Here is a 19,879-nt window from a genome sequence, read left to right as displayed (position 1 = left end):
ACATGCATCTTGCGACCGGGTTGGTCCTACTCGTCGCCTCGGCCGCCGTCATCGCCATCATCGCCCGGCGCTTCGAGCTGTCCGAACCGCTGGTCCTGACCGCCGCGGGGATTCTGGGCTCCTACCTTCCCTTCATCCCGGACGTGCACCTCACTTCCCAGCTCGTCCTGGTGGGGCTGTTGCCGCCGCTGCTGTACACGACCGCGATCCGCAGCTCGCTGGTCGACTTCGAAGCCAATCGGCGCGCGATCGGGCTGCTGTCGGTCGGGCTCGTCCTGTTCACCACGTTCGGGGTCGCCGTCGTGACCTGGTTGGTGTTGCCCGTACCGTTCGCGGCTGCCGTCGCGCTCGGTGCGGTGGTCGCTCCGCCCGACGCCGTCGCGGCCTCGGCCGTGGCCCAGCGGGTCGGCATGCCGCGACGGATCATCACGATCCTGGAAGGCGAGTCGCTGCTCAACGACGCGACGGCGTTGGTCGCGCTCCGTACTGCTCTGGCTGCGCTCGCCGGGAGCGTGAGCATCTGGCAGGCCGGCGGTGAGTTCTTGTGGGCCGCCGGCGGTGGCGTGCTTGTCGGTGGCCTGGTGGCGATGGGGCTGGGTTTGATCCGGCAGCGGTTCACCGATCCGGTGCTGGACACGACGGTGTCGTTCCTGGCGCCGTTCGCGGCCTATCTTCCGGCCGAGCAGGTGCATGCCTCCGGCGTCCTGGCGGTCGTGGTCGCCGGGCTGATCCTGGGCCACCGCGCGCCGGTGTGGCAGAGCGCGGCCTCCCGCGTTGCCGAGCGAACGAACTGGCGCACCGTCGACTTCGTGCTGGAGAGCTCGGTCTTCCTGCTCATCGGGCTGCAGGTCCGGACCATCGTGCAAGATGCCTGGCACACCGGGCTGCGCCACGACCAGATCGTGCTGTCGTGCCTGGCCGTACTCGGCGCGGTGATCGTGTTGCGGCTGGTCTGGATGTTCCCGGCCAGCTACCTGCCGCATCTCGTCCCCGCGGTCCGGCGAACGCAGTCACCACCGTCACCCCAGCAGGTGCTGGTGGTGGGCTGGGCCGGCATGCGCGGCGTGGTGACCCTGGCGGCGGCGTTCGTGCTGCCCACCGAGAACAACCCGTATCGCGACGTCCTGGTGCTCGCCGCCTTCGTCGTCACGGCGGGAACGTTGCTCGTTCAGGGCACCACACTGCCGATGCTCGTCCGGCTGCTGCATCTGCGCGGGCCGAGCCGGGCGGAGGACGCACTGCAGATGGCCGGGCTGCTGCAACAGTCGGCCGACGCGGGGCTCAAGCGACTCGACGAGATCGCCGCCCGTGCCGACCCACCGATCAATCCGGACCTCATCGAGCAGGTCCGCGTGCGGTTGCTGCAGCGCACCAACGCGGCGTGGGAGCGGCTGGGACCGACCTCGTCCGATCACATGACTCCGAGTGAGAAGTACGCGAAGTTGCGGTTGAAGGTCCTCAACGCCGAGCGTGCCGAAGTCCTGCGGGTGCGCGACACCGGCGTGCTCGACCACGAGATTCTGCAGACCGTGATGAGCATGCTCGACCTGGAAGAGTCCACGATCGACCGGCTCAGCGAAGCGGAGGAGGACGCGCGGGAGGACCAGCTCATTCCGACACACGTGACCCAGGCCTGCGAACACCTGGAGCAGGCCCCGATCACGCACCGGCCGGATACGCCCGGCGAGTGCCACGAGTGTGTGGAGGAGGGCCTGAACTGGGTCCACCTTCGGATGTGCCTGACCTGCGGTCACGTTGCGTGCTGCGATTCCTCACCCGGGCTGCACGCCGACAAGCACTACGGCACGACCAACCATCCGGTGATGCGGTCGGTCGAGCCGGGCGAGGCGTGGCGCTGGTGCTACGTCGACAGCCTGCTCGGCTGATCCCGTTCCCGGCCGCAGAGACACGTTCGAGCCCCGCGCGGGACGTCCCTGCGATGCGCGGGGACGATCGATCAGCGGGTCCGTGCCTACGACCGGCCGGTAACGTTTAGGGTTACTCATCGTGAGCCGTCGAGCGAAGATCGTCTGCACCCTAGGGCCTGCCACCGATCCGCCGGAGCGAATGCGGGCCCTGGTCGAAGCGGGGATGGACGTCGCCCGCTTGAACTTCAGCCACGGCGAGCATGCCGACCACGCCGGCCGCTACCGGCTCGTGCGCGCGGCCGCCGACGCCGCCGGCCGCAACGTCGCGACACTGGCCGATCTGCAGGGACCGAAGATCCGCATCGGCCGCTTCGCCGACGGCCCGGTCGAGTGGGCGACCGGCGAGCGAATCCGGATCACCGTCGAGGACGTCGAAGGCACTCATGATCGGGTGTCCACGACGTACAAGCAGTTGGCCGACGACGTCCGTCCGGGCGATCGGCTGCTCGTCGACGACGGCAACGTCGCGCTCGTCGCGGTCGCGGTCGAGAACGGCACCGATGTGGTGTGCGACGTCAGCGAAGGCGGAATCGTCAGCAACAACAAGGGCTTGTCGCTTCCCGGTGTCGCGGTGAGTGTGCCCGCGCTCAGCGAGAAGGACATCGGCGACCTGGAGTTCGCCCTCAGGCTGGGCGTCGACTGGATCGCCCTGTCGTTCGTGCGCTCGCCCGACGACATCAAGCTCGTGCACGAGGTCATGGACCGGGTCGGTATCCGCCGCCCGGTCATCGCCAAGATCGAGAAGCCGGAAGCCGTCGAGGCACTGACCGAGATCGCGCTGGCCTTCGACGGCGTCATGGTCGCTCGCGGCGACCTCGGCGTGGAGCTGCCGCTGGAACAGGTGCCGATGGTGCAGAAGCGGGCCGTGGCGATCTGCCGCGACAACGCCAAACCCGTCATCGTCGCCACTCAGATGCTCGAGTCGATGATCAGCCACTCCCGTCCGACCCGGGCCGAGGCCTCCGATGTCGCCAACGCGGTGCTCGACGGTGCCGACGCGGTGATGTTGTCGGGGGAGACCAGCGTCGGGAAGTACCCGGTGCAGACGGTGGCCACGATGAGCCGGATCATCCGGTCGGTGGAGGAGAACACCGTCGATGTCGCCGCCCTGCTGCACGACCCCCGGACCCCGGGCGGCGTGATCGCCAAGGCGGCCAAGGACATCGCCGACTCGCTGGGAGCCAAAGCACTGGTCGCCTTCACCCAGAGTGGGGACACGGCCCGCCGCCTGGCGCGGCTGCACGCCCATCAGACCGTGCTGGCCTTCACACCGGACGAGCAGGTCGAACGGCAGCTGGCGTTGTCGTGGGGCGTTCAGGCGCACCGGGTGTGGACGGTGCAGACGACCGATGAGATGGTGCGCCAGGTCGACTCGGCCCTGGTCACCCAACAGGTATGTCGCCCGGACGACCTCGTGGTTATCGTCGCAGGAACACCACCCGCCACGCCCGGGACGACCAACACGATCCGGGTGCACCACATCGGAGGCGTCCTGCAACGTGACCGCTGAGGTTGATCTCAACACGCTGTCCGGCGCCCCGCCGGCCGGCCAAGCCGTAGTCGACGGGCTCGTCAACCTCCTCGATCTGGAAGCGATCGAGGAGAACATCTTCCGGGGCGTCAGCCCGCAGGTCTCGTTCCAGCGCGTCTTCGGCGGGCAGGTAGCGGGGCAGGCGCTGGTGGCCGCCGGTCGCACGGTCGAGGCCGGCCGGGCCGTCCACTCGCTGCATTCGTACTTCATCCGACCCGGTGACCCGGCGGTGCCGATCATCTACACCGTGGAACGGGTCCGCGACGGGCACTCGTTCTCGGTCCGCCGGGTGGTGGCGGTGCAGCACGGCCAGCCGATCTTCACGTTGTCGGCCTCCTTCCAGCTGCCTCAGGGCGGCATCGACCACAGTGCACCGATGCCGGACGTGCCGCGGCCGGAGTCGCTGCCGACGCTGACCGAACGTTTCATCGGCTTCGACGATCTGTGGTCGGTCGTGGGGCATATCCCGCAGCCGTTCGACATCCGCTACGTCGACGACCCGCCGTGGGTACAGCGCGCCCAGGGTCCGCGGGAGAATTCCCCGCACCGCATCTGGCTCCGTACGAACGGGGTCCTGCCGGCCGACCCGCTGGTGCACGTCTGCGCGGTCACGTTCGCCTCCGACATGAACCTGCTCGACTCGGTGCTGATCCACCACGGGCTGGCAGCGCGGCTCGATCCCATCTCGATGGCCTCGCTGGACCACGCGATGTGGTTCCACCGCGGGTTCCGGGCCGACGAGTGGCTGTTGTACATCTCGGAATCGCCCTCGGCCGCGGGTGGGCGAGGTCTGGCCACCGGCCGCTTCTTCACCCAGGACGGACGCCACGTGGTCAGCGTCGCGCAGGAGGGCATGATCCGATTGCCCAACGTGACCGAGCAGTTCTCCTAGGCTGTTGTTTGCTCCGGCTGGCCCGCTGTTTCAGCTGGATCGCTGTTTCAGCCCGATCGCTGTTTCAGCTAGATCGCTGTTTCAGCTGGATCGCTGTTTCAGCCGGTTCGACGGGCGGCGAAACCAACGCGCCGTTATGACAGTGTGCCCCCGGTGGGATTCGAACCCACACTTGATGGATTTTGAGACCATTTCCTCTGCCGTTGGGATACAGGGGCTTCAGACCGTCGGAAAGTGTAGCCCGATAGGCTCTGGGCGCGCGCACCGGTCCAACGGAGTACCGAGTGCCTGGACGAGTCGAAGGTAGTGAGCAGCGTGGTCGAGCAGACAGCCGCAACAGTGGGGGCACTGAGAGAGCCCGCTGCGTCCTCCAGTGCGCCCCGGCGAGTGTTGATCGCCGAGGACGAGGCCCTGATCCGTCTCGACCTGCGCGAGATGCTGATCGAGGAGGGCTTCGAAGTCGTCGGAGAGGCGGCCGACGGCGAAAAGGCCGTCGAGCTGGCCAAGGACCTGCGCCCCGACGTCGTGATCTGCGACGTGAAGATGCCGAAGATGGACGGCATCACCGCGGCCGGACACATCGCCGGCGCGCGGATCGCCCCCGTGGTCATCCTGACCGCCTTCAGCCAACGCGACCTGATCGAGCGGGCTCGTGACGCGGGGGCCATGGCCTATCTGATCAAACCGTTCCACAAGCGCGATCTGCTGCCTGCGATCGAGATGGCGACCAGCCGCTTCGCCGAGATCCGCGCCCTGGAGGCGGAAGTCTCGGGCCTGCAGGACCGGCTCGAGGCGCGCAAGCTGATCGAGCGGGCCAAGGGTGTGCTGATGGCTGAGCATCGGCTGTCCGAGCCGGAGGCCTTCCGCTGGATCCAACGCGCGGCCATGGACAAGCGCACCACCATGCGCGCGGTCGCCGAGCTGGTTCTGACTGAGACCGGCCACGGCTGAGCCGACCCCGTGCCATGGGCCGGCCGGTGACGACCGGCTCGAACACGACCTCAACGAACGGCATTTGAGTTCGATTTGAGAAACAATGTGTTGCGCGAGTATCCCCACTTTTCCGGCAAATTCGGACTCTCTTGTTACGTCGAGGCACATCCGGGACGCGATTTGATTACGACCGGCGAGACGCAACTCTTTTGTGACCTGCGAGACTCACTCGCGCAGTAGCGTCCACCCCGCACAGCCGCCGAGCTCCGTCCCGATGGTCGGAATCCGATTGCCGGTGGCTGACGGAGGAACCCGACCCTCAAATCGAGGGTCGAGAACAAGGGAGGACACGTCAGTGCGGACTCGTTCCCTGGCGAAGATCGCCGTAGTAGGCATTGCGGGCGTTCTCGCCCTCAGCGCGTGCTCGAATTCCAAGACCAACAACGGGGGGCTCGCCGGCAACAGCAGTGGCGGCTCGTCCGCGCCGGCCGGTGGTGGCACGTACACCATCGCCTTCGAGGGCCCGTTGTCCGGTGACAACCAACAGCTCGGCATCAACGAGGTCAACGCCGCCGAGTTGGCGATCAAGCAGGCCAACGCCAAGGGCGACCTCGGCTTCACTTTGAAGCTCCTCAAGGCCGACGACGTCGGTGACCCGTCCAAGGCTCCGGCCGCGGCGGCTCAGGTTCTTCAGGACAACACCGTCATGGGCGTGATCGGGCCGAGCTTCTCCGGCGCGACCAAGGCCGTCGGCCAGACCTACGGTGACGCCGGCCTGGCGATGATCACGCCGTCGGCATCGAACGGAACCCTGCAGACGCTTGGTTTCAAGACCTTCCACCGCATCATCCCCAACGACAACGTCGAAGGCACCCAGGGTGCCGACTGGCTGGCCCGCAAGGGACTCAAGAAGGTCTTCGTCGTCGATGACCAGAGCGACTACGGCAAGGGCGTCGCCGACGCCGTTGACAAGGAGCTCAAGGCCAAGGGCGTTGCCGTTACCCGCCAGGGTGTGGACGCCAAGACCACGGACTACGGTGCAATCGCCCAGTCCGTCAAGTCCTCCGGTGCCGGCGCGCTGTTCTACGGCGGCTACGACGCTCAGGCGGCGCTGTTCGCCAAGGCGCTCAAGGCGGTCAACTACACCGGTATCACCGCTGGTGGTAACGGCGTGAAGTCCTCGGTCTTCACCAAGGGCGCGGGTGCGGCCGGTAACGGTTGGTACTTCACCTGTGGCTGCCTGGACGCGACGATCGCTGCCAACGCCAAGCAGTTCACGACCGACTACACCGCGGCCTACAACACCCCGCCGTCGACGTACTCCCCGGAGGCCTTCGACGCGACCAACGCCCTCATCCAGGCGATCAAGGACGCTAAGTCCAAGGGCAGTGTCACCAAGGCCACCGTCCTGACGGCCGTGAACGCGATCGACTACCAGGGCATCACCACCGAGGTGAAGTTCGGTTCCGACGGTGAACCCGCCGGGGCCACCACGGTGAGCCTCTACACCCAGAAGAACGGCCAGATCGTCTCGGTTGGCCTGCTGAAGGACCAGAACTAGTCAGCCAGCCGGTTCGGGAGCTCGAGTGAAGTAGTGACGACGGGCTCCGTCGGTCAGCACCACTGACCGGCGGAGCCCTTCGTACGCCCGGCGCCCCGTTCCCGTTGGACCCTCTTCAGCATCTGTTTTCCGCAGGCACGAAACTGGAAGGCACTCTGGATGACCGACTTCTTGAACTATCTGATCCTCGGACTAACCCGAGGTTCCATGTACGCGCTGATCGCGCTCGGTTACACCCTCGTCTACGGCGTTCTGCAGCTGATCAACTTCGCTCACTCCGAAGTGTTCATGTCCGGCGCCTTCGGTAGCTACATCGTGATTCATGCCGTGGTGGGCGACGGAAAATCACTGCCGTGGTGGGGCGTTCCCTTCGTCTTCATTCTCGGACTCGGCTCGGGCGCGATCACTGGCGCCGTCATCGCCTGGAGTCTGGAGCGAGTGGCGTATCGGCCACTCAGACGTAGAGGGGCCCCCAAACTAGCCTTCCTGATCAGCGCGATCGGAATGTCGTTCTTCCTGTCCCAGTTGGCCGGCAAGATGTTCAACCGGTTCACCAACAACCAGTTCCCGCCGTACTTCCAGCAGAACCGCGAGATCCTGTCGATCGGCGGCGCGAGTCTGACGGTCATCCAGGCCACTTTGATCGTGACCGCCGTCGTGATGATGATCTTCCTGGATCGGCTGGTCAGCGGTACGAAGCTCGGGCGCAGCATCCGCGGCGTGGCCGAGGATGCGCCGACGGCGGCGCTGATGGGCATCAACATCGACAAGACCATCTCGCGCACCTTCATCATCGGTGGGGCCCTGGGCGGCGCGGCCGGATTCCTGTTCGGCACCGCCTTCGCGTTCTCCAACATCATGGGCTTCCTGCCCGGCGTCAAGGCCTTCGCCGCTGCGGTTCTCGGTGGTATCGGCAACATTCGAGGCGCCATGATCGGCGGCCTGCTGCTCGGCGTCGTGGAGAATCTCGTGCCGACAGCACCGTGGAACGGCCATGCGTGGATCGGTATCGGCTGGACCGATGTCGTCGCCTTCGTCGTACTTGTTCTCGTTTTGGTCGTCCGCCCCAGCGGTATTCTGGGTGAGCGTTTGGGGCGTGCAGCATGAAGAATGGATTCTTGTCCTCCCCGCATGTCAAGCGCTTCGGCGGGTGCATGGCTCTGGCCTTCGTGCTCGCCTTGATGATCGGCAATCAGGAAGGCTCGCAGAACGACTACGGGCTGGCCTTCCGGCAGGCGATCTTCTCGCCGCGCATCGGTCTGTTCGTTCTCATCGGCGTGCTGGTCTTCGTCGCGATGACGTTCTGGCCGTACATCACTCCTTACCTGCTGCGTCCGGGCGTGCGTCCACTCGCGGTCGGCGCGATCACGGTGTTGGCCTCGCAGACATTGCTGAAGTGGTCCGATGACGGCCGGGTCGGCAACGGCAAGTTCAGTTCGGTCGCCAGTCAAGCCGCCAACACCAGTGGCCTGGCGCCGACGGCGAAGTTGTTCTTCTCCAACTACCTGTCCTGGATCCTGTTCGTGGTCGTGTTCGGCCTGGCCAGCGCGGCGATTCTGTTGTCGCAGCGGATCCTGGCCTGGGTCGCCGCCGGCCTCGCGGTCGTCGGGGGAATCTGGGGTTACACCGCCCAGGGATCGGTTCGGGACTTCCTCGGGACTCCGGACCACTCGCTCGGCGGCGGCGTTCTGCTGATCGGCTACCTGACCATCGCGGCGGCCGCTACGGCCACGGCGCTGGCCAAGTCGGACGTCGCCGACAGCCGCGCATTCCTGAACCGCCTTCTGGCGTGGCGACCAGGCATGCCGCTGGTGGCGCTCGGGCTGCTCGTCGGGGCCATCGGATTCGTGCAGGCGACCTGGTTCTCCCCGCAGGGGTCGAACCAGACGCTGTCCGACGCCAAGACGTACTTCGAGGGGAACGGACTGGCCAATCTCGCCTTCCAGTACCTGGCGTGGCTCGGATACGCGCTGTTCGTCGTGACGCTCGGTCTGGCCGCCGCTGCGACGTATCTGCGCCACCGCATCCTCGGCCTGGCCGCCGCCCTGATCGGCGCGGTGGCGCTGCTGCTGACGTTGATCACGATGTACGACATGACGGATCTGGCCGCCGCTGCGGGAGTGGACGGCGCGACCGGCCCATGGCAGAACCTGGGTTCCGGCGGCTGGATGGCCTGCGCGGCGTTCTTCGTCCTGGCCGGTGCCGGGCTGGTGGCCGCCGGAGTCGGGTCGAGGACCGAGTCGGTCGAAGACGCCGCACCGGCCGCGCAGTCCTCGGACACGCTGAGCCGATCCTTCAGTGCAACCGGCAGTTCCAAGGTGTTCCTGTTCGCCATCCTGGCGGCCGCCCTGTTCTACCCGCCGACGGCGACCGGTTTCTGGCAGAAGGTGCTGGTCTCCGAGATCGGCATCTACGTCCTGCTCGCCATCGGGTTGAACGTCGTGGTCGGCTGGGCCGGCCTGCTCGACCTCGGGTTCATCGCCTTCTACGCGATCGGCTCGTACACAACGGCGTACCTGACCGGTGCGCTACCACACCGACCCCCGTCGTGGCTTCACCTGAGCCCGTTGCTGGCCATTCCCTTCGCGATCGCCATCTGCCTCATCGCCGGTGTGGCCTTGGGTGCACCAACGCTGAGATTGCGCGGGGACTATCTGGCCATCGTGACGCTGGGCTTCGGTGAGATCATCCGGATCACGGCCAACAACAACCCCGGAAACGTGACCAACGGGCCCAAGGGAGCCTTCGGTATTCCGCACCCGAAGATCAACCTCGGCCCGCTGAAGTTCACCTGGGGACAGAACAACCTGCAGTACTGGTACCTGCTCCTGGTCCTGATCGTCATCGTCGTGGTGTTGTTCAACCGGTTGGAAGCCTCCCGGCTGGGACGGGCCTGGGCCGCTATTCGCGAAGACGAGATCGCCGCCCAGGCCACCGGTATCAACACCACCCGGGTGAAGTTGCTGGCCTTCGCGATCGGGGCCTCGACCTCCGGCGTGGCCGGCGTGTTCTTCGCATCGCAGATCGGCTACATCAACCCGGAGAACTTCGTCCTGAACAACTCGATCCTCGTCGTCGCCTACGTGGTCTTCGGTGGCATGGGTTCGTTGCCGGGCGCGATGGCCGGTGCGGCGGTGCTGACGTGGTTGCCGGAGTTCCTCAAGGACCAGGTTCCGGCCGAGGACCGCCAGATGTGGATCGGCGCGGTCGTGCTGTTGATGATGATCTTCCGTCCGGCCGGCCTCATTCCGGCTCGGCGGCGCGCGGCGGAACTGAGAGGGCTGCACACGAATGCGTCCTCGGAGGTCAGCGCGGTTCCCGAAGGAGAAGGCATGGGGGTGACGGCATGACCGCAGTCGACAACTCGGCCGGTGCGCGGCCGGCTCAAACCAGAGACGTGATCTACGACGTGGACCATGTCACGCTGCGCTTCGGCGGCGTGACCAGTCTCAACGACGTGTCACTGAAGATGTACCGCGGCGAAATCCTGGCCATCATCGGTCCGAACGGCGCCGGCAAGACATCGCTGTTCAACTCGCTCACCGGGGTCTATACGCCGCAGGAGGGCAGCATCAATCTCGCTGCCCGTGTCGGGGACACACCGACCAGCGTGCTCGGCGCCAAGACCCATGTGGTGAACCGGATGGGTGTGGCGCGGACGTTTCAGAACATCCGTCTCTTCCCGGCTTTGACGGCACTGGAGAACGTGAAGGTGGGTGTGGAGACCAGGCAGAAGGCCGGCCCGGTCTCGGCGATGCTCGGACTGCCGTGGCAGCGCCGAGAGGAGCGCGAGAGCACCAAGCGGGCCTATGAGCTGCTCTCCTTCGTCGGTCTGACCCAACGCGCCAACGAGCTGGCCGGCTCGCTGGCCTACGGTGAGCAGCGCCGGCTGGAGATCGCCCGGGCGCTGGGCACGAACCCCGGCGTCATCCTGCTGGACGAGCCGGCGGCCGGTACCAACCCCGCCGAGAAGCGGGACCTGGCCGACCTGATCCAGCGGATCAACCGGGAAGACGACGTGTCGGTGCTGCTCATCGAGCACGACATGAAACTGGTCATGTCCATCGCGCACCGGCTCGTCGTACTGAACTTCGGGGAGAAGATCGCCGAAGGCACCCCGGAGGAGATCCAGAAGGACCCGGTGGTCATCGCCGCCTACCTCGGCACGACGGAGGATGAGTCAGCATGAGCTTGCTCGAAGTGGACGACATCGAGGTCCGCTACGGCGCGATCAAAGCGCTCAAGGGCGTCTCGTTCGAGGTCAACGAGGGGGAGATCGTCGCCCTGCTCGGCGCCAACGGCGCGGGCAAGACGACCACCCAGAAGACGGTGTCCGGCATGCTGCGGCCCGCGCTGGGCCAGATTCGCTACGACGGTCGGCGCATCGACGGAATCCCGGCGCACGAGTTGATCAACCTGGGAATCTGTCACGTTCCCGAGGGGCGGCACGTGTTCCCGAGGATGACGGTGGCCGAGAACCTCGAGATGGGCGCCTTCCGGTTCAAGAAGCCGGACGAGCAGGTGCTGGCCCACGTGCTCGAGCTCTTCCCGCGAATGCAGGAACGCTACAAGCAGCTGGCCGGCACGCTGTCCGGCGGCGAGCAGCAGATGCTGGCGATCGGGCGTGCGCTTATGGGCAAACCGCGGTTGCTGCTGCTGGACGAGCCGTCGATGGGCCTGGCTCCGCTGATCGTGAAGCAGATCTTCGATATCGTCCGCGAGATCAACAACGACGGGGTAACCGTCCTGCTGGTCGAGCAGAACGCGGCGCAGGCCCTGGGGTTGGCCAACCGTGGCTACGTCCTGGAGACCGGCGAGATCGTGCTCACCGGAAGCGGGCGGGAACTGCTCGCCGACGACCGGGTGAGGGCCGCTTACCTGGGCGAGGAGATCGCTTCGTAGACTGACTTGGGCATCCGGCCGCAATCGGGGCAAATTAGTCACCGTTTGTGTTCGGGATGTGACGGGCGGTTTTCGCATCGCGATCACTTCCGACGGACTCTTTTGGGCGAGCGATTCGCACGCTAGGGTGCCTCCAGAGATTTGGTTGCGAAGCCAACAATTTCGGCCCGCGACATCTGTGGTGCTCAAGGCTCGGTCCTGATCGTCGGCGAAGCGTTCTTCTGCAGAAGTGGAGAGACTCGTGTCGCGAGGCAATGTGCGGGTGCGACCCGCTTCGCCATCCGATATCGCTGAACTGATCGCTCTCTCCGAGGACAACGGGGTTACCGAACACATCGGTCGCCGCGGTCGCAAGGGTGACACGACCACGCTGGCCGACCGGTACTCCCTGCTGCTGTCCGACCCTGACCGGCTGGTGCTGGTCGCGGTCGAGGAGGAGCACGACAAGCTCGTCGGGTTCTCGGTCTTGTTGGAGGAGCAGGTCGGCGTGCTCGCGCCGACTTCGACGATGTACATCTCGCACCTGCTGGTCGCACCGTCCTACCGCCGCCGCGGCGCCGGGCGGGCCCTGCTCACCGGTGCCGTACGGCACGCGGAGGACCGCGATATCGACCACGTGGTCGTCGGCGTCCAGGCGGCCGCGCGCGATGCCAACCGGTACCTCGCCCGGCTCGGCTTCGCACCGCTGGTCGTCCGGCGGATCGCGTCGGTCTCGGCGCTGCGACGCAGCCTGGGTATCGCCGACTCGATCGACCGCGTGGCGTTGCGGCGGCGGCGGACCGTTCGCGGCGTCCTGCCGAACCGGGTCATCGGCCGGGGCGCCTGAGACTGCCGTCGATATGAGGTGAGCCTCTCGGTGGGGTGAACCCCGGCGCCGCTGTGGTAGGTAAGTGCACATGATCTCTCCTTCCCAACAGGCCCTTCTGGATTCCATCGACGAGCGCTGGCGCGACCGGAACGAGCTCCTGGTCGACAAGCTGGGAATCGAGATCATCGACACCGATCCGTCCCGGTTCAGCGGCACGATGCCGGTGGCCGGAAACCGGCAGCCCTACGGCCTGCTGCACGGAGGCGCGTCGGCGGTACTGGCCGAGACCCTTGGCTCCTACGCGGCGGCGCTGCACGCCGGACCCGACAACATCGCCGTTGGCGTCGAACTCAACTGCAGTCACCACCGCTCGGCCACGGACGGCCTGGTCACCGGCGTGTGCACGCCTTTGCACGTCGGTCGGACGATGTCCAGCTTCGAGATCGTCATCACCGACGAGCGGGGCCGGCGTACCTGCACCGCGCGGCTGACCTGTGCCGTGCGCCCGGCCCACCAGGCCGGCTTGGCCGGGCCGGCCTGAGTTCTGGGTTATCGGCTGCCGCGGCAGGGTCTCAGCCTCTGGTTGAGGCTTCGCCCGCAGCGCGACCCTGTGTCGGTGGGTCCGCCTAGACTCGGGCACCGTGACGAGTACCGCTGAGCCAGCCGCCCCCAGTACCGCTCCGGCGTCCGAGTTCGCCGCGGGCGCATCCGGTGCCGGCGGCAAACTCCTGCTGCTCGACGGGCACTCGCTGGCCTACCGCGCGTTCTACGCGCTGCCGGTGGAAAACTTCTCCACCACGACCGGGCAGGTCACCAACGCGGTCTTCGGGTTCACCTCGATGTTGATCAACCTGCTGCGCGACGAGGAACCGACGCACCTGGCCGTCGCCTTCGACGTGAGCCGCAAGACCTTCCGCAGCGAGCAGTACAGCGAGTACAAGGCCAATCGATCGACCAGTCCCTCGGAGTTCGGCGGCCAGGTCGGGCTGATTCAAGAAGTGCTGGCCGCGCTTCGCATTCCTACGATGTCGGTCGACGGTTTCGAGGCCGATGACATCATCGCGACCCTGACGACGCAGGCCGCCGAGCAGGGCATGCACGTGTTGATCTGCACCGGCGACCGGGACGCACTGCAACTGGTCACCGACTCGGTCACTGTTCTGTACCCGCGTAAAGGGGTTTCCGAGCTCACCCGGTTCACGCCGGAGGAGGTCCAGGCGAAGTACGCGCTGACGCCGGCGCAGTACCCGGACTTCGCCGCTCTGCGGGGCGATCCGAGCGACAACCTTCCGGGGATTCCAGGCGTGGGGGAGAAGACGGCCTCGAAGTGGATCCGTGAGTACGGCTCGCTCACCGCACTCGTCGACCAGGTTGACACCGTCAAGGGCAAGGTCGGCGACGCGCTGCGAGAGCACCTCGGCTCCGTTCTCCGCAACGCCCAGCTGACGAAACTCGTGCGCGAGGTTCCTCTCGAGGTCCGTCCGGAGTCACTCGCGCGCCAGAGCTGGGATCGCGACGAGGTCCATCGCCTGTTCGACAACCTGCAGTTCCGAGTGCTGCGGGAACGACTCTTCGCCACCCTGACCTCGGCCGAACCCGAAGCGGCGGAGGGATTCGACATCGCTGTTGCCCGACCCGACGTCGACGAGGTCGCGTCCTGGCTGGACAACCATGCCCGCGGTGTCGGTCGCGTCGGTGTGGCGTTCAGCGGCACCTGGGGCCGCGGCGCCGGAGTGCTGACCGCGATCACCTTGGCCTCGCCGGACGGGACGGCCGCCTGGCTCGACCCGACCCGCTTGGCTCCGGCCGATGAAGCGGCCCTGCGAGCATGGCTGGCCGACGATGCGGTTGCCAAGGCGACGCACGACGTCAAAGGCCCGTTGCTGGCGTTGCGACAGCTGGGCTGGTCCCTGGCCGGGGTCAGTTCCGACACTCAACTGGCCGCCTACCTCGTTCAACCCGGTCAGCGAACCTTCGATCTGGACGACCTGTCCCTGCGTTACCTCAAGCGAGAACTACGCGACGACAACGTCGACACCGGCGGACAGTTGACCCTCGACGGCGGGGTCGACGAATCCGACGACGAGCGGGCCCAGATCGAGGGCGTCAAGGCCGCCGCGATCCGTGACCTGGCTGATGCCCTCGACAGCGAACTCGCCGACCGCGACGGGGGAAAGCTGCTCACGGAGCTGGAGCTTCCCCTCTCCTTCGTCATCGCCGACATCGAGAGCACCGGCATCGCGGTCGACGCCGGTCACCTGGAGGCCCTGCAGTCCGAGCTCGGAGCAGCGGTGCGTGACGCGGAATCGGACGCCCACCAGGTAGTCGGTCGACCGTTCAATCTCGGTTCGCCCAAGCAACTCCAGCAGATCCTCTTCGACGAACAGGGCCTGCCGAAGACCAAGCGCACGAAGACCGGGTACACGACCGACGCTGACGCTCTCGCCTGGCTGGCCGAGACGACGGACCACCCGCTGATCTCGCACCTGTTGCGGCACCGGGAGGTCTCCCGCCTGAAATCCGTGGTGGACTCGCTGCTCCCGATGATCGATGACCTCGGCCGGGTCCACACCACGTTCAATCAGACCATCGCCGCCACCGGTCGGCTGTCCAGCGTCGACCCGAATCTGCAGAACATTCCGATCCGTACGGCCGAAGGGCGCCGGATCAGAGAGGCGTTCGTGGTCGGCCGCGACGACTCCGGTCCCATGGCGTCGCTGATGACCGCGGACTACAGCCAGATCGAGATGCGGATCATGGCACACCTGAGCGAGGACGCCGGCCTGATCGAGGCGTTCGCCTCCGGCGAGGACCTGCACACCTTCGTCGCCTCGCGCGCGTTCGGGCTCGAGCCCGAACAGGTGGACTCCGATCTGCGACGACGGGTCAAGGCGATGAGTTACGGCCTGGCCTACGGCCTGTCGGCCTACGGCCTGGCTCAGCAGCTCAAGATCACCCCGGACGAGGCCAAGGGCCAGATGGAGGCGTACTTCGCCCGCTTCGGCGGCGTACGTGACTACCTTTACTCGGTCGTCGATGACGCGCGACAGAGCGGTTATACCGAGACGATCATGGGGCGGCGCCGGTACCTGCCCGACCTCAACTCCGACAACCGGCAGCGTCGTGAGATGGCCGAACGGATGGCGCTCAACGCGCCGATCCAAGGGAGCGCGGCGGACATCATCAAGGTCGCGATGCTGAATGTGCAGCGGTCATTGGGCGAGACTCAGCTGCGTTCGCGCTTGCTGCTGCAGGTGCACGACGAACTCGTCCTGGAGATCGCCCCCGGCGAGCGGGACGCGGTTGAGGCGATCGTTCGCCGGGACATGGCCGCGGCCGCCGAGCTGACAGTACCGATGGATGTGAGCGTGGGGGTCGGTCCCAACTGGGACACCGCCGCGCACTGATCAACACGGCGGCCACTGATCCAGTGCGTCGGATCGATCAGTACGGACCCGATCAGTACGGATCCGATCAGTACGGATCCGATCAGTACGGATCCGGAGTGGTGTTGCCGAACGGCCGTGCCGCCCGCAGCCCAACCTTGATGACGACGTTGCGCACCCACCAGGGCAGCTGACCCATCAACCGTGCCCGGTCCCGCAACTGGGGCGGCTCGACGGCGAAGCGGGCCAACGAGGTCTGCCGGTCCAGGTAACGCAGCCGAGAGCCGAACAGCACGTGCCGCAGGAGCCCGAGGGTGACACCGATCGAGGAGAAGGCGTCGTGAATCAGCACGATGCCGCCGGGCCGGACGAACTCCGCCCAGCGCAGGTCGTCGCTCAGGGTCCAGTAGTCATGCTTGCCATCGATGTAAAGAAGGTCGATGGGCTCCGTCCAGGTCGGGCGCAGATCGGTGCTCTTCGCTTCGCGAAGTTCGATCCGGCCCGCCACGCCGGCACGATCGATGTTGGCCGCGAACTTGTCCTTGGTCGCCGCTCCACCGAACAACGCGCCGGCAATGAACGGGTCGATCGCGACGAGCGTCGACTCCGGTGCGGCGCGGGCGAGCACGACCGTCGAGCGGCCCTGGTGCGAGCCGATCTCCACGATCCGGCTCCTGGCCGGTAGGGTCGCCGCTTCATCCCAGAGCACCCGGGCCTGTGCTGCGGTCAGCCATCCGCCGATGCTTTCCGCGACGGCCATTGTGGCGGTGAACGCGGGGCCGGCCGGTTCGGATGAGGTGTCGGGCACGGCAGGACCATACGCGACACCGCGCGGATGGTCACGATGTCGCCACGCCGCGCACAAGATCGCAGACAACGTCCGCCCGGCGGTGTTGGATATCGCCATGCCCACCACCTACCGACGAGTAGCCACCAGGTTTGTGCCGTCCGTGGCCCTGCTGGCGACCCTCGCCACCGCGGCGTGCGCCGCCGACACCTCGACGCCGTTGACCGGTCGCCAGAAGGCCGTCCAGTCGAGGTCCGACTCCGTTGCCATGAAGAACTGTGCCGCTCAGTGCACGGGCGACATCGACGGCGCGAAATACACGATCAAGCTTCCCCAGAAGTGGAACGGCACGCTGCTGCTGTACTCGCACGGCTACCGATTCGCCGCCCCCGCTCCACCGACGTTCTCCGCGGTCGAGACCAACGCCCAGGTGACCTCGACCGATTCCGACGGCAGCGGCAGTGACGAGCTGAGTCAGAAACTGCTGTCGGAGGGCTATGCCCTGGCCGGTTCGTCCTACAAGAGCAATGGCTGGGCGGTCGGAGACGGTGTCAGCGCGGGTGAGCAGCTCCACGACAAGTTCGTCAGCCTCGTCGGCAAGCCCAACCGGACCTACGTCTGGGGTGATTCGCTCGGCGGTCTGATCACCCAGATCATCGCGGAGAAGAATCCGGCCTGGGTCGATGGTGCCGCACCGATGTGCGGTGCCGTCGCTGGCCCCAACTACAACTTCGACGTGGCGCTCGACGTCGCGTTCGCGGTGAAGGCCCTGGTCGATCCGCAGCTCAAACTGACCGGGTACAGCAGCGCCGAGGACGCCGCCGCCAACTGGACTCACGCCGAGAAGGCCGTGGTCAAGGCCGCCTCGGACATCAGTGGGGGTGGCACCGCCAAGGTGTTGTTCATCGCCGCGCTGGTCAATGCCCCCACCGCGACCGGCACCTACGACGGCCATGACGTCACCTCACAGGTCAAGGCGCGCGTCGAAGCGCTGCTCACCGCCTTGGCGTTCGGTACCAGTGGTCGCTACGAGTTGGAACAACGCGTCGGTGGAGATCCGTCCCAGAACACCGACGCAAACTACCCCGCGCGCATCGACGCCGCTGAGAACCAGCTGATCTCGACGGTCGGTGGCTCGGTCACCAAGCTCGAGTCGGCGCTCGCCTCGCTGCCTCGCGTCAGTGCCGACACGGCCGCGCGCACCGCGATCGAGAAGCTCGGTGACACCACTGGACAGCTGAGCGCGCCGACGGTGACGCTGCACACCGAGGCAGACCCGTTGGTGCTGGTGCAGAACGAATCGGTCCTGGCTGCCCGCACCCGCGTGGCCGGCCGCTCCGGGCAGCTCGTACAGCTGTTCATCGCACCGCCCGCCACCTTCTCCGAGTCCACCGGCGCGCCGTACGGGGCCGGGCACTGCAACTTCTCCATGGGACAGCGATTGGGCCTGATCTCCGTGCTGGACAACTGGGTGCGGCGCTCGGCGTATCCGGTGCAGTCCGGGCTGGTCTCGGCCATCGGCGACGGTTACGCCCCGGTCTTCGCCCCGGGTCCGTGGCCCGGCGACGAGAAGGGCTGAGCCGCGCGCACGAGCGGCGCGCACGAGCCGCGCGCACGAGCGGCGCACAGGAGCGGCGCACCACAGCTGCCCACCACAGCCGCGCACCACAGCCGCCCACTCAGCCGCCCACCCAGCAGGTTCGATGATCAGCTGACCGGCCCGACGGGGCGTCCGGTGTGTGCTCGGGCCAGCACGCAGGCCAGCGCGGCCACCAGGTTCACTCCGGCGACCGTGGCGACGACGTCGGTGACCGTCATGGGGTCGGGAAGGGCGTACACCGCGATCACCTCGCAGACGACGGCCGTCCACGCGACGAAGGTGACCCGCCGGCTGCGCACCGCCAGGCCGGTGACCATGCAGAACTGCGTGATCGCCAGGGCGCTGCCGAGCGCGGCGAACAGCCACACCGTGTCGTGCAGTTCCGGGTACTTGTCACCGGCGACGGCCAAGGCGACGAACCGCCCGACGGTGAAGCAGGCGGCCGTGACGATCACGCCCAGCCCGGCGACGGCCGCGGCGGCTCGAAGGAACAGACCCCGGTGGCGGCCCTCGTCGGTCAACGACGCGAACAGCACGCTGGCTGCTGACTGAGGTAGCCACAGAGCGGCCTTGGTGATCACGGATCCGGCGGAGTAGACCGCGGCCTCCCGGGTGGGCAGCAGGTGGTTGGCAACGAGCACGTCGGAAACGCTGAGCAGCAGGAAGACACCGTAGGCGTGCGCGGCGTGCCCGCATTCGGCGATGAGTTCCGACGACTCCCGAACGAGCCGGCCCGGGTCGCGCCCCGGTGGCGGCTCGGCCTCGCCTTGGGCCGTTGCTTGGCTCCGGGGTCGCGGGCGATGCTCGCGCAGCGGCCAGAGACTGGCCAGACAGGCAAGGCCGACGCCGATGACGATTCCGGTCGCCGCCGAGGTCGTGCTGCGTCCGATGACCAATCCGCACAACGCACCGCCGTGCCGACCGAGCATCCCGACGAAGGTGGTGCCGGCCAGCCCGGTGAAGCCCTGGCGGCCCTGCCACACACCTTGCACCAACCCCTGCATGGCGATCGCGGGCAGAGCGATCGCGATCAGCAGCTCGGCCGTGATGCCCGGGATCCGTAGGAAGCGCTGTTCGGCCGGTGCCAGGACGAGGAAGATCACGCCGACGGCCAACGAGATCAACGCCCCCACGAGCACCAGGTCCCGGGTCTGCCCGAGCGCCACCCGCCGGGCCGCGATGGCCTGCAGTGCGAACGCCGGGATGGAGCCGACGAGCAGGACGTTCAGCAGTGCGACGAGATGGGCGTAGTCCGCGGACGCCAACACCCGGGCCGCGCCCAGCAGCAGGACGTAGGCGAACAGGTTTCCGAGCATCGCCGCGGTGGTGACGCCGAGCAGGCCGCGGGCCAGGCGTGCGGAGGAGGACTGTTCGGCCACCGGCGTACGACCAGCTTCGCCCGCCGGCGTGCGACCAGGTTCGCCCACGCGATCGACCCCTCTGCGTCACTGCTCGGACAGTCTGGACCGGTACCACCTAGGGCCGGAGCCTGCCCCGGTCCGGACGACCCTCCGCGAAGCTGGGACCAGCGGTGCGGACTTGCACGCATCG

At 67.0% G+C, this 19,879-nt stretch carries 15 protein-coding genes and 1 tRNA gene; 13 read left to right on the top strand and 3 right to left on the bottom strand.

The features are described from left to right. The first annotated feature begins 2 nt into the window (after positions 1-2). From M6D93_RS12650 to M6D93_RS12640, 3 genes are all read left to right on the top strand, one after another. Positions 3-1,886 carry a Na+/H+ antiporter gene (locus M6D93_RS12650; RefSeq protein ID WP_249769602.1) on the top strand — a complete coding sequence of 628 codons (1,884 nt, stop codon included), beginning with the start codon at positions 3-5 and terminating at the stop codon, positions 1,884-1,886. 121 nt (positions 1,887-2,007) lie between these two features. Next, entirely contained in the window at positions 2,008-3,438 is a 1,431-nt protein-coding gene (gene pyk / locus M6D93_RS12645; RefSeq protein WP_249769600.1) for a pyruvate kinase, read from the top strand. Next, complete coding sequence (locus M6D93_RS12640) at positions 3,428-4,351, top strand: acyl-CoA thioesterase (protein ID WP_249769598.1); 924 nt, start codon at positions 3,428-3,430, stop codon at positions 4,349-4,351. The genes pyk and M6D93_RS12640 overlap by 11 nt, the downstream gene beginning before the upstream one ends. Positions 4,352-4,496: 145 nt before the next feature. Here M6D93_RS12640 and M6D93_RS12635 read toward each other — a convergent pair. Further along, positions 4,497-4,569, bottom strand: a tRNA-Leu gene (locus M6D93_RS12635). A gap of 217 nt (positions 4,570-4,786) precedes the next feature. Here M6D93_RS12635 and M6D93_RS12630 point away from each other — a divergent pair. The 9 genes from M6D93_RS12630 (at position 4,787) to polA (ending at position 15,962) form a co-directional block, all read left to right on the top strand. Next, positions 4,787-5,302, top strand: coding sequence for an ANTAR domain-containing response regulator (locus M6D93_RS12630; protein WP_347343635.1), 516 nt, complete (start codon positions 4,787-4,789; stop codon positions 5,300-5,302). A 337-nt stretch (positions 5,303-5,639) separates the two neighbouring features. Beyond that, on the top strand, positions 5,640-6,845 hold the full coding sequence (locus M6D93_RS12625) for a branched-chain amino acid ABC transporter substrate-binding protein (RefSeq protein WP_249769596.1): 1,206 nt from the start codon (positions 5,640-5,642) through the stop codon (positions 6,843-6,845). A gap of 159 nt (positions 6,846-7,004) precedes the next feature. Further along, positions 7,005-7,952 (top strand): branched-chain amino acid ABC transporter permease, encoded by a 948-nt coding sequence (locus M6D93_RS12620; protein ID WP_249769595.1) that lies wholly within the window; start codon positions 7,005-7,007, stop codon positions 7,950-7,952. Positions 7,953-7,963: 11 nt separating this feature from the next. Continuing rightward, positions 7,964-10,195, top strand: coding sequence for a branched-chain amino acid ABC transporter permease (locus tag M6D93_RS12615; RefSeq protein ID WP_249769594.1), 2,232 nt, complete (start codon positions 7,964-7,966; stop codon positions 10,193-10,195). Beyond that, a complete protein-coding gene (locus tag M6D93_RS12610) occupies positions 10,192-11,034 on the top strand; it encodes an ABC transporter ATP-binding protein (RefSeq protein WP_249769593.1) in 843 nt (280 codons plus the stop codon). The genes M6D93_RS12615 and M6D93_RS12610 overlap by 4 nt, the downstream gene beginning before the upstream one ends. After that, the gene (locus M6D93_RS12605; RefSeq protein WP_249769592.1) at positions 11,031-11,747 is read left to right on the top strand and encodes an ABC transporter ATP-binding protein; all 717 of its coding nucleotides are present in this window, start codon (positions 11,031-11,033) and stop codon (positions 11,745-11,747) included. Before M6D93_RS12610 ends, M6D93_RS12605 begins: the two co-directional genes overlap by 4 nt. A gap of 241 nt (positions 11,748-11,988) precedes the next feature. Beyond that, positions 11,989-12,573 (top strand): GNAT family N-acetyltransferase, encoded by a 585-nt coding sequence (locus M6D93_RS12600; protein ID WP_249769591.1) that lies wholly within the window; start codon positions 11,989-11,991, stop codon positions 12,571-12,573. Positions 12,574-12,643: 70 nt separating this feature from the next. Next, on the top strand, positions 12,644-13,096 hold the full coding sequence (locus M6D93_RS12595) for a hotdog fold thioesterase (RefSeq protein WP_249769590.1): 453 nt from the start codon (positions 12,644-12,646) through the stop codon (positions 13,094-13,096). A 100-nt stretch (positions 13,097-13,196) separates the two neighbouring features. Next, positions 13,197-15,962: a DNA polymerase I gene (polA, locus tag M6D93_RS12590; RefSeq protein WP_249769588.1), complete on the top strand. Its 2,766-nt coding sequence runs from the start codon at positions 13,197-13,199 to the stop codon at positions 15,960-15,962. Between the two features lie 82 nt (positions 15,963-16,044). Here the strand turns inward: polA and M6D93_RS12585 are convergent, their stop codons facing one another. Beyond that, positions 16,045-16,749: a class I SAM-dependent methyltransferase gene (locus M6D93_RS12585; protein ID WP_249769586.1), complete on the bottom strand. Its 705-nt coding sequence runs from the start codon at positions 16,747-16,749 to the stop codon at positions 16,045-16,047. Between the two features lie 97 nt (positions 16,750-16,846). Here M6D93_RS12585 and M6D93_RS12580 point away from each other — a divergent pair, with 97 nt between their 5' ends. Continuing rightward, positions 16,847-18,307 (top strand): lysophospholipase, encoded by a 1,461-nt coding sequence (locus tag M6D93_RS12580; RefSeq protein ID WP_249769584.1) that lies wholly within the window; start codon positions 16,847-16,849, stop codon positions 18,305-18,307. A gap of 128 nt (positions 18,308-18,435) precedes the next feature. On the opposite strand, the gene M6D93_RS12575 is transcribed toward M6D93_RS12580, so the two are convergent. Then, positions 18,436-19,755 carry a polysaccharide biosynthesis protein gene (locus M6D93_RS12575; RefSeq protein ID WP_249769581.1) on the bottom strand — a complete coding sequence of 440 codons (1,320 nt, stop codon included), beginning with the start codon at positions 19,753-19,755 and terminating at the stop codon, positions 18,436-18,438. Between the last annotated feature and the right edge of the window lie 124 nt (positions 19,756-19,879).

It is taken from the genome of Jatrophihabitans telluris (genome assembly GCF_023516435.1).
GTDB classification, from domain to species: domain Bacteria; phylum Actinomycetota; class Actinomycetes; order Mycobacteriales; family Jatrophihabitantaceae; genus Jatrophihabitans_A; species Jatrophihabitans_A telluris.
This window is presented reverse-complemented; position numbering and strand designations above follow the sequence as displayed.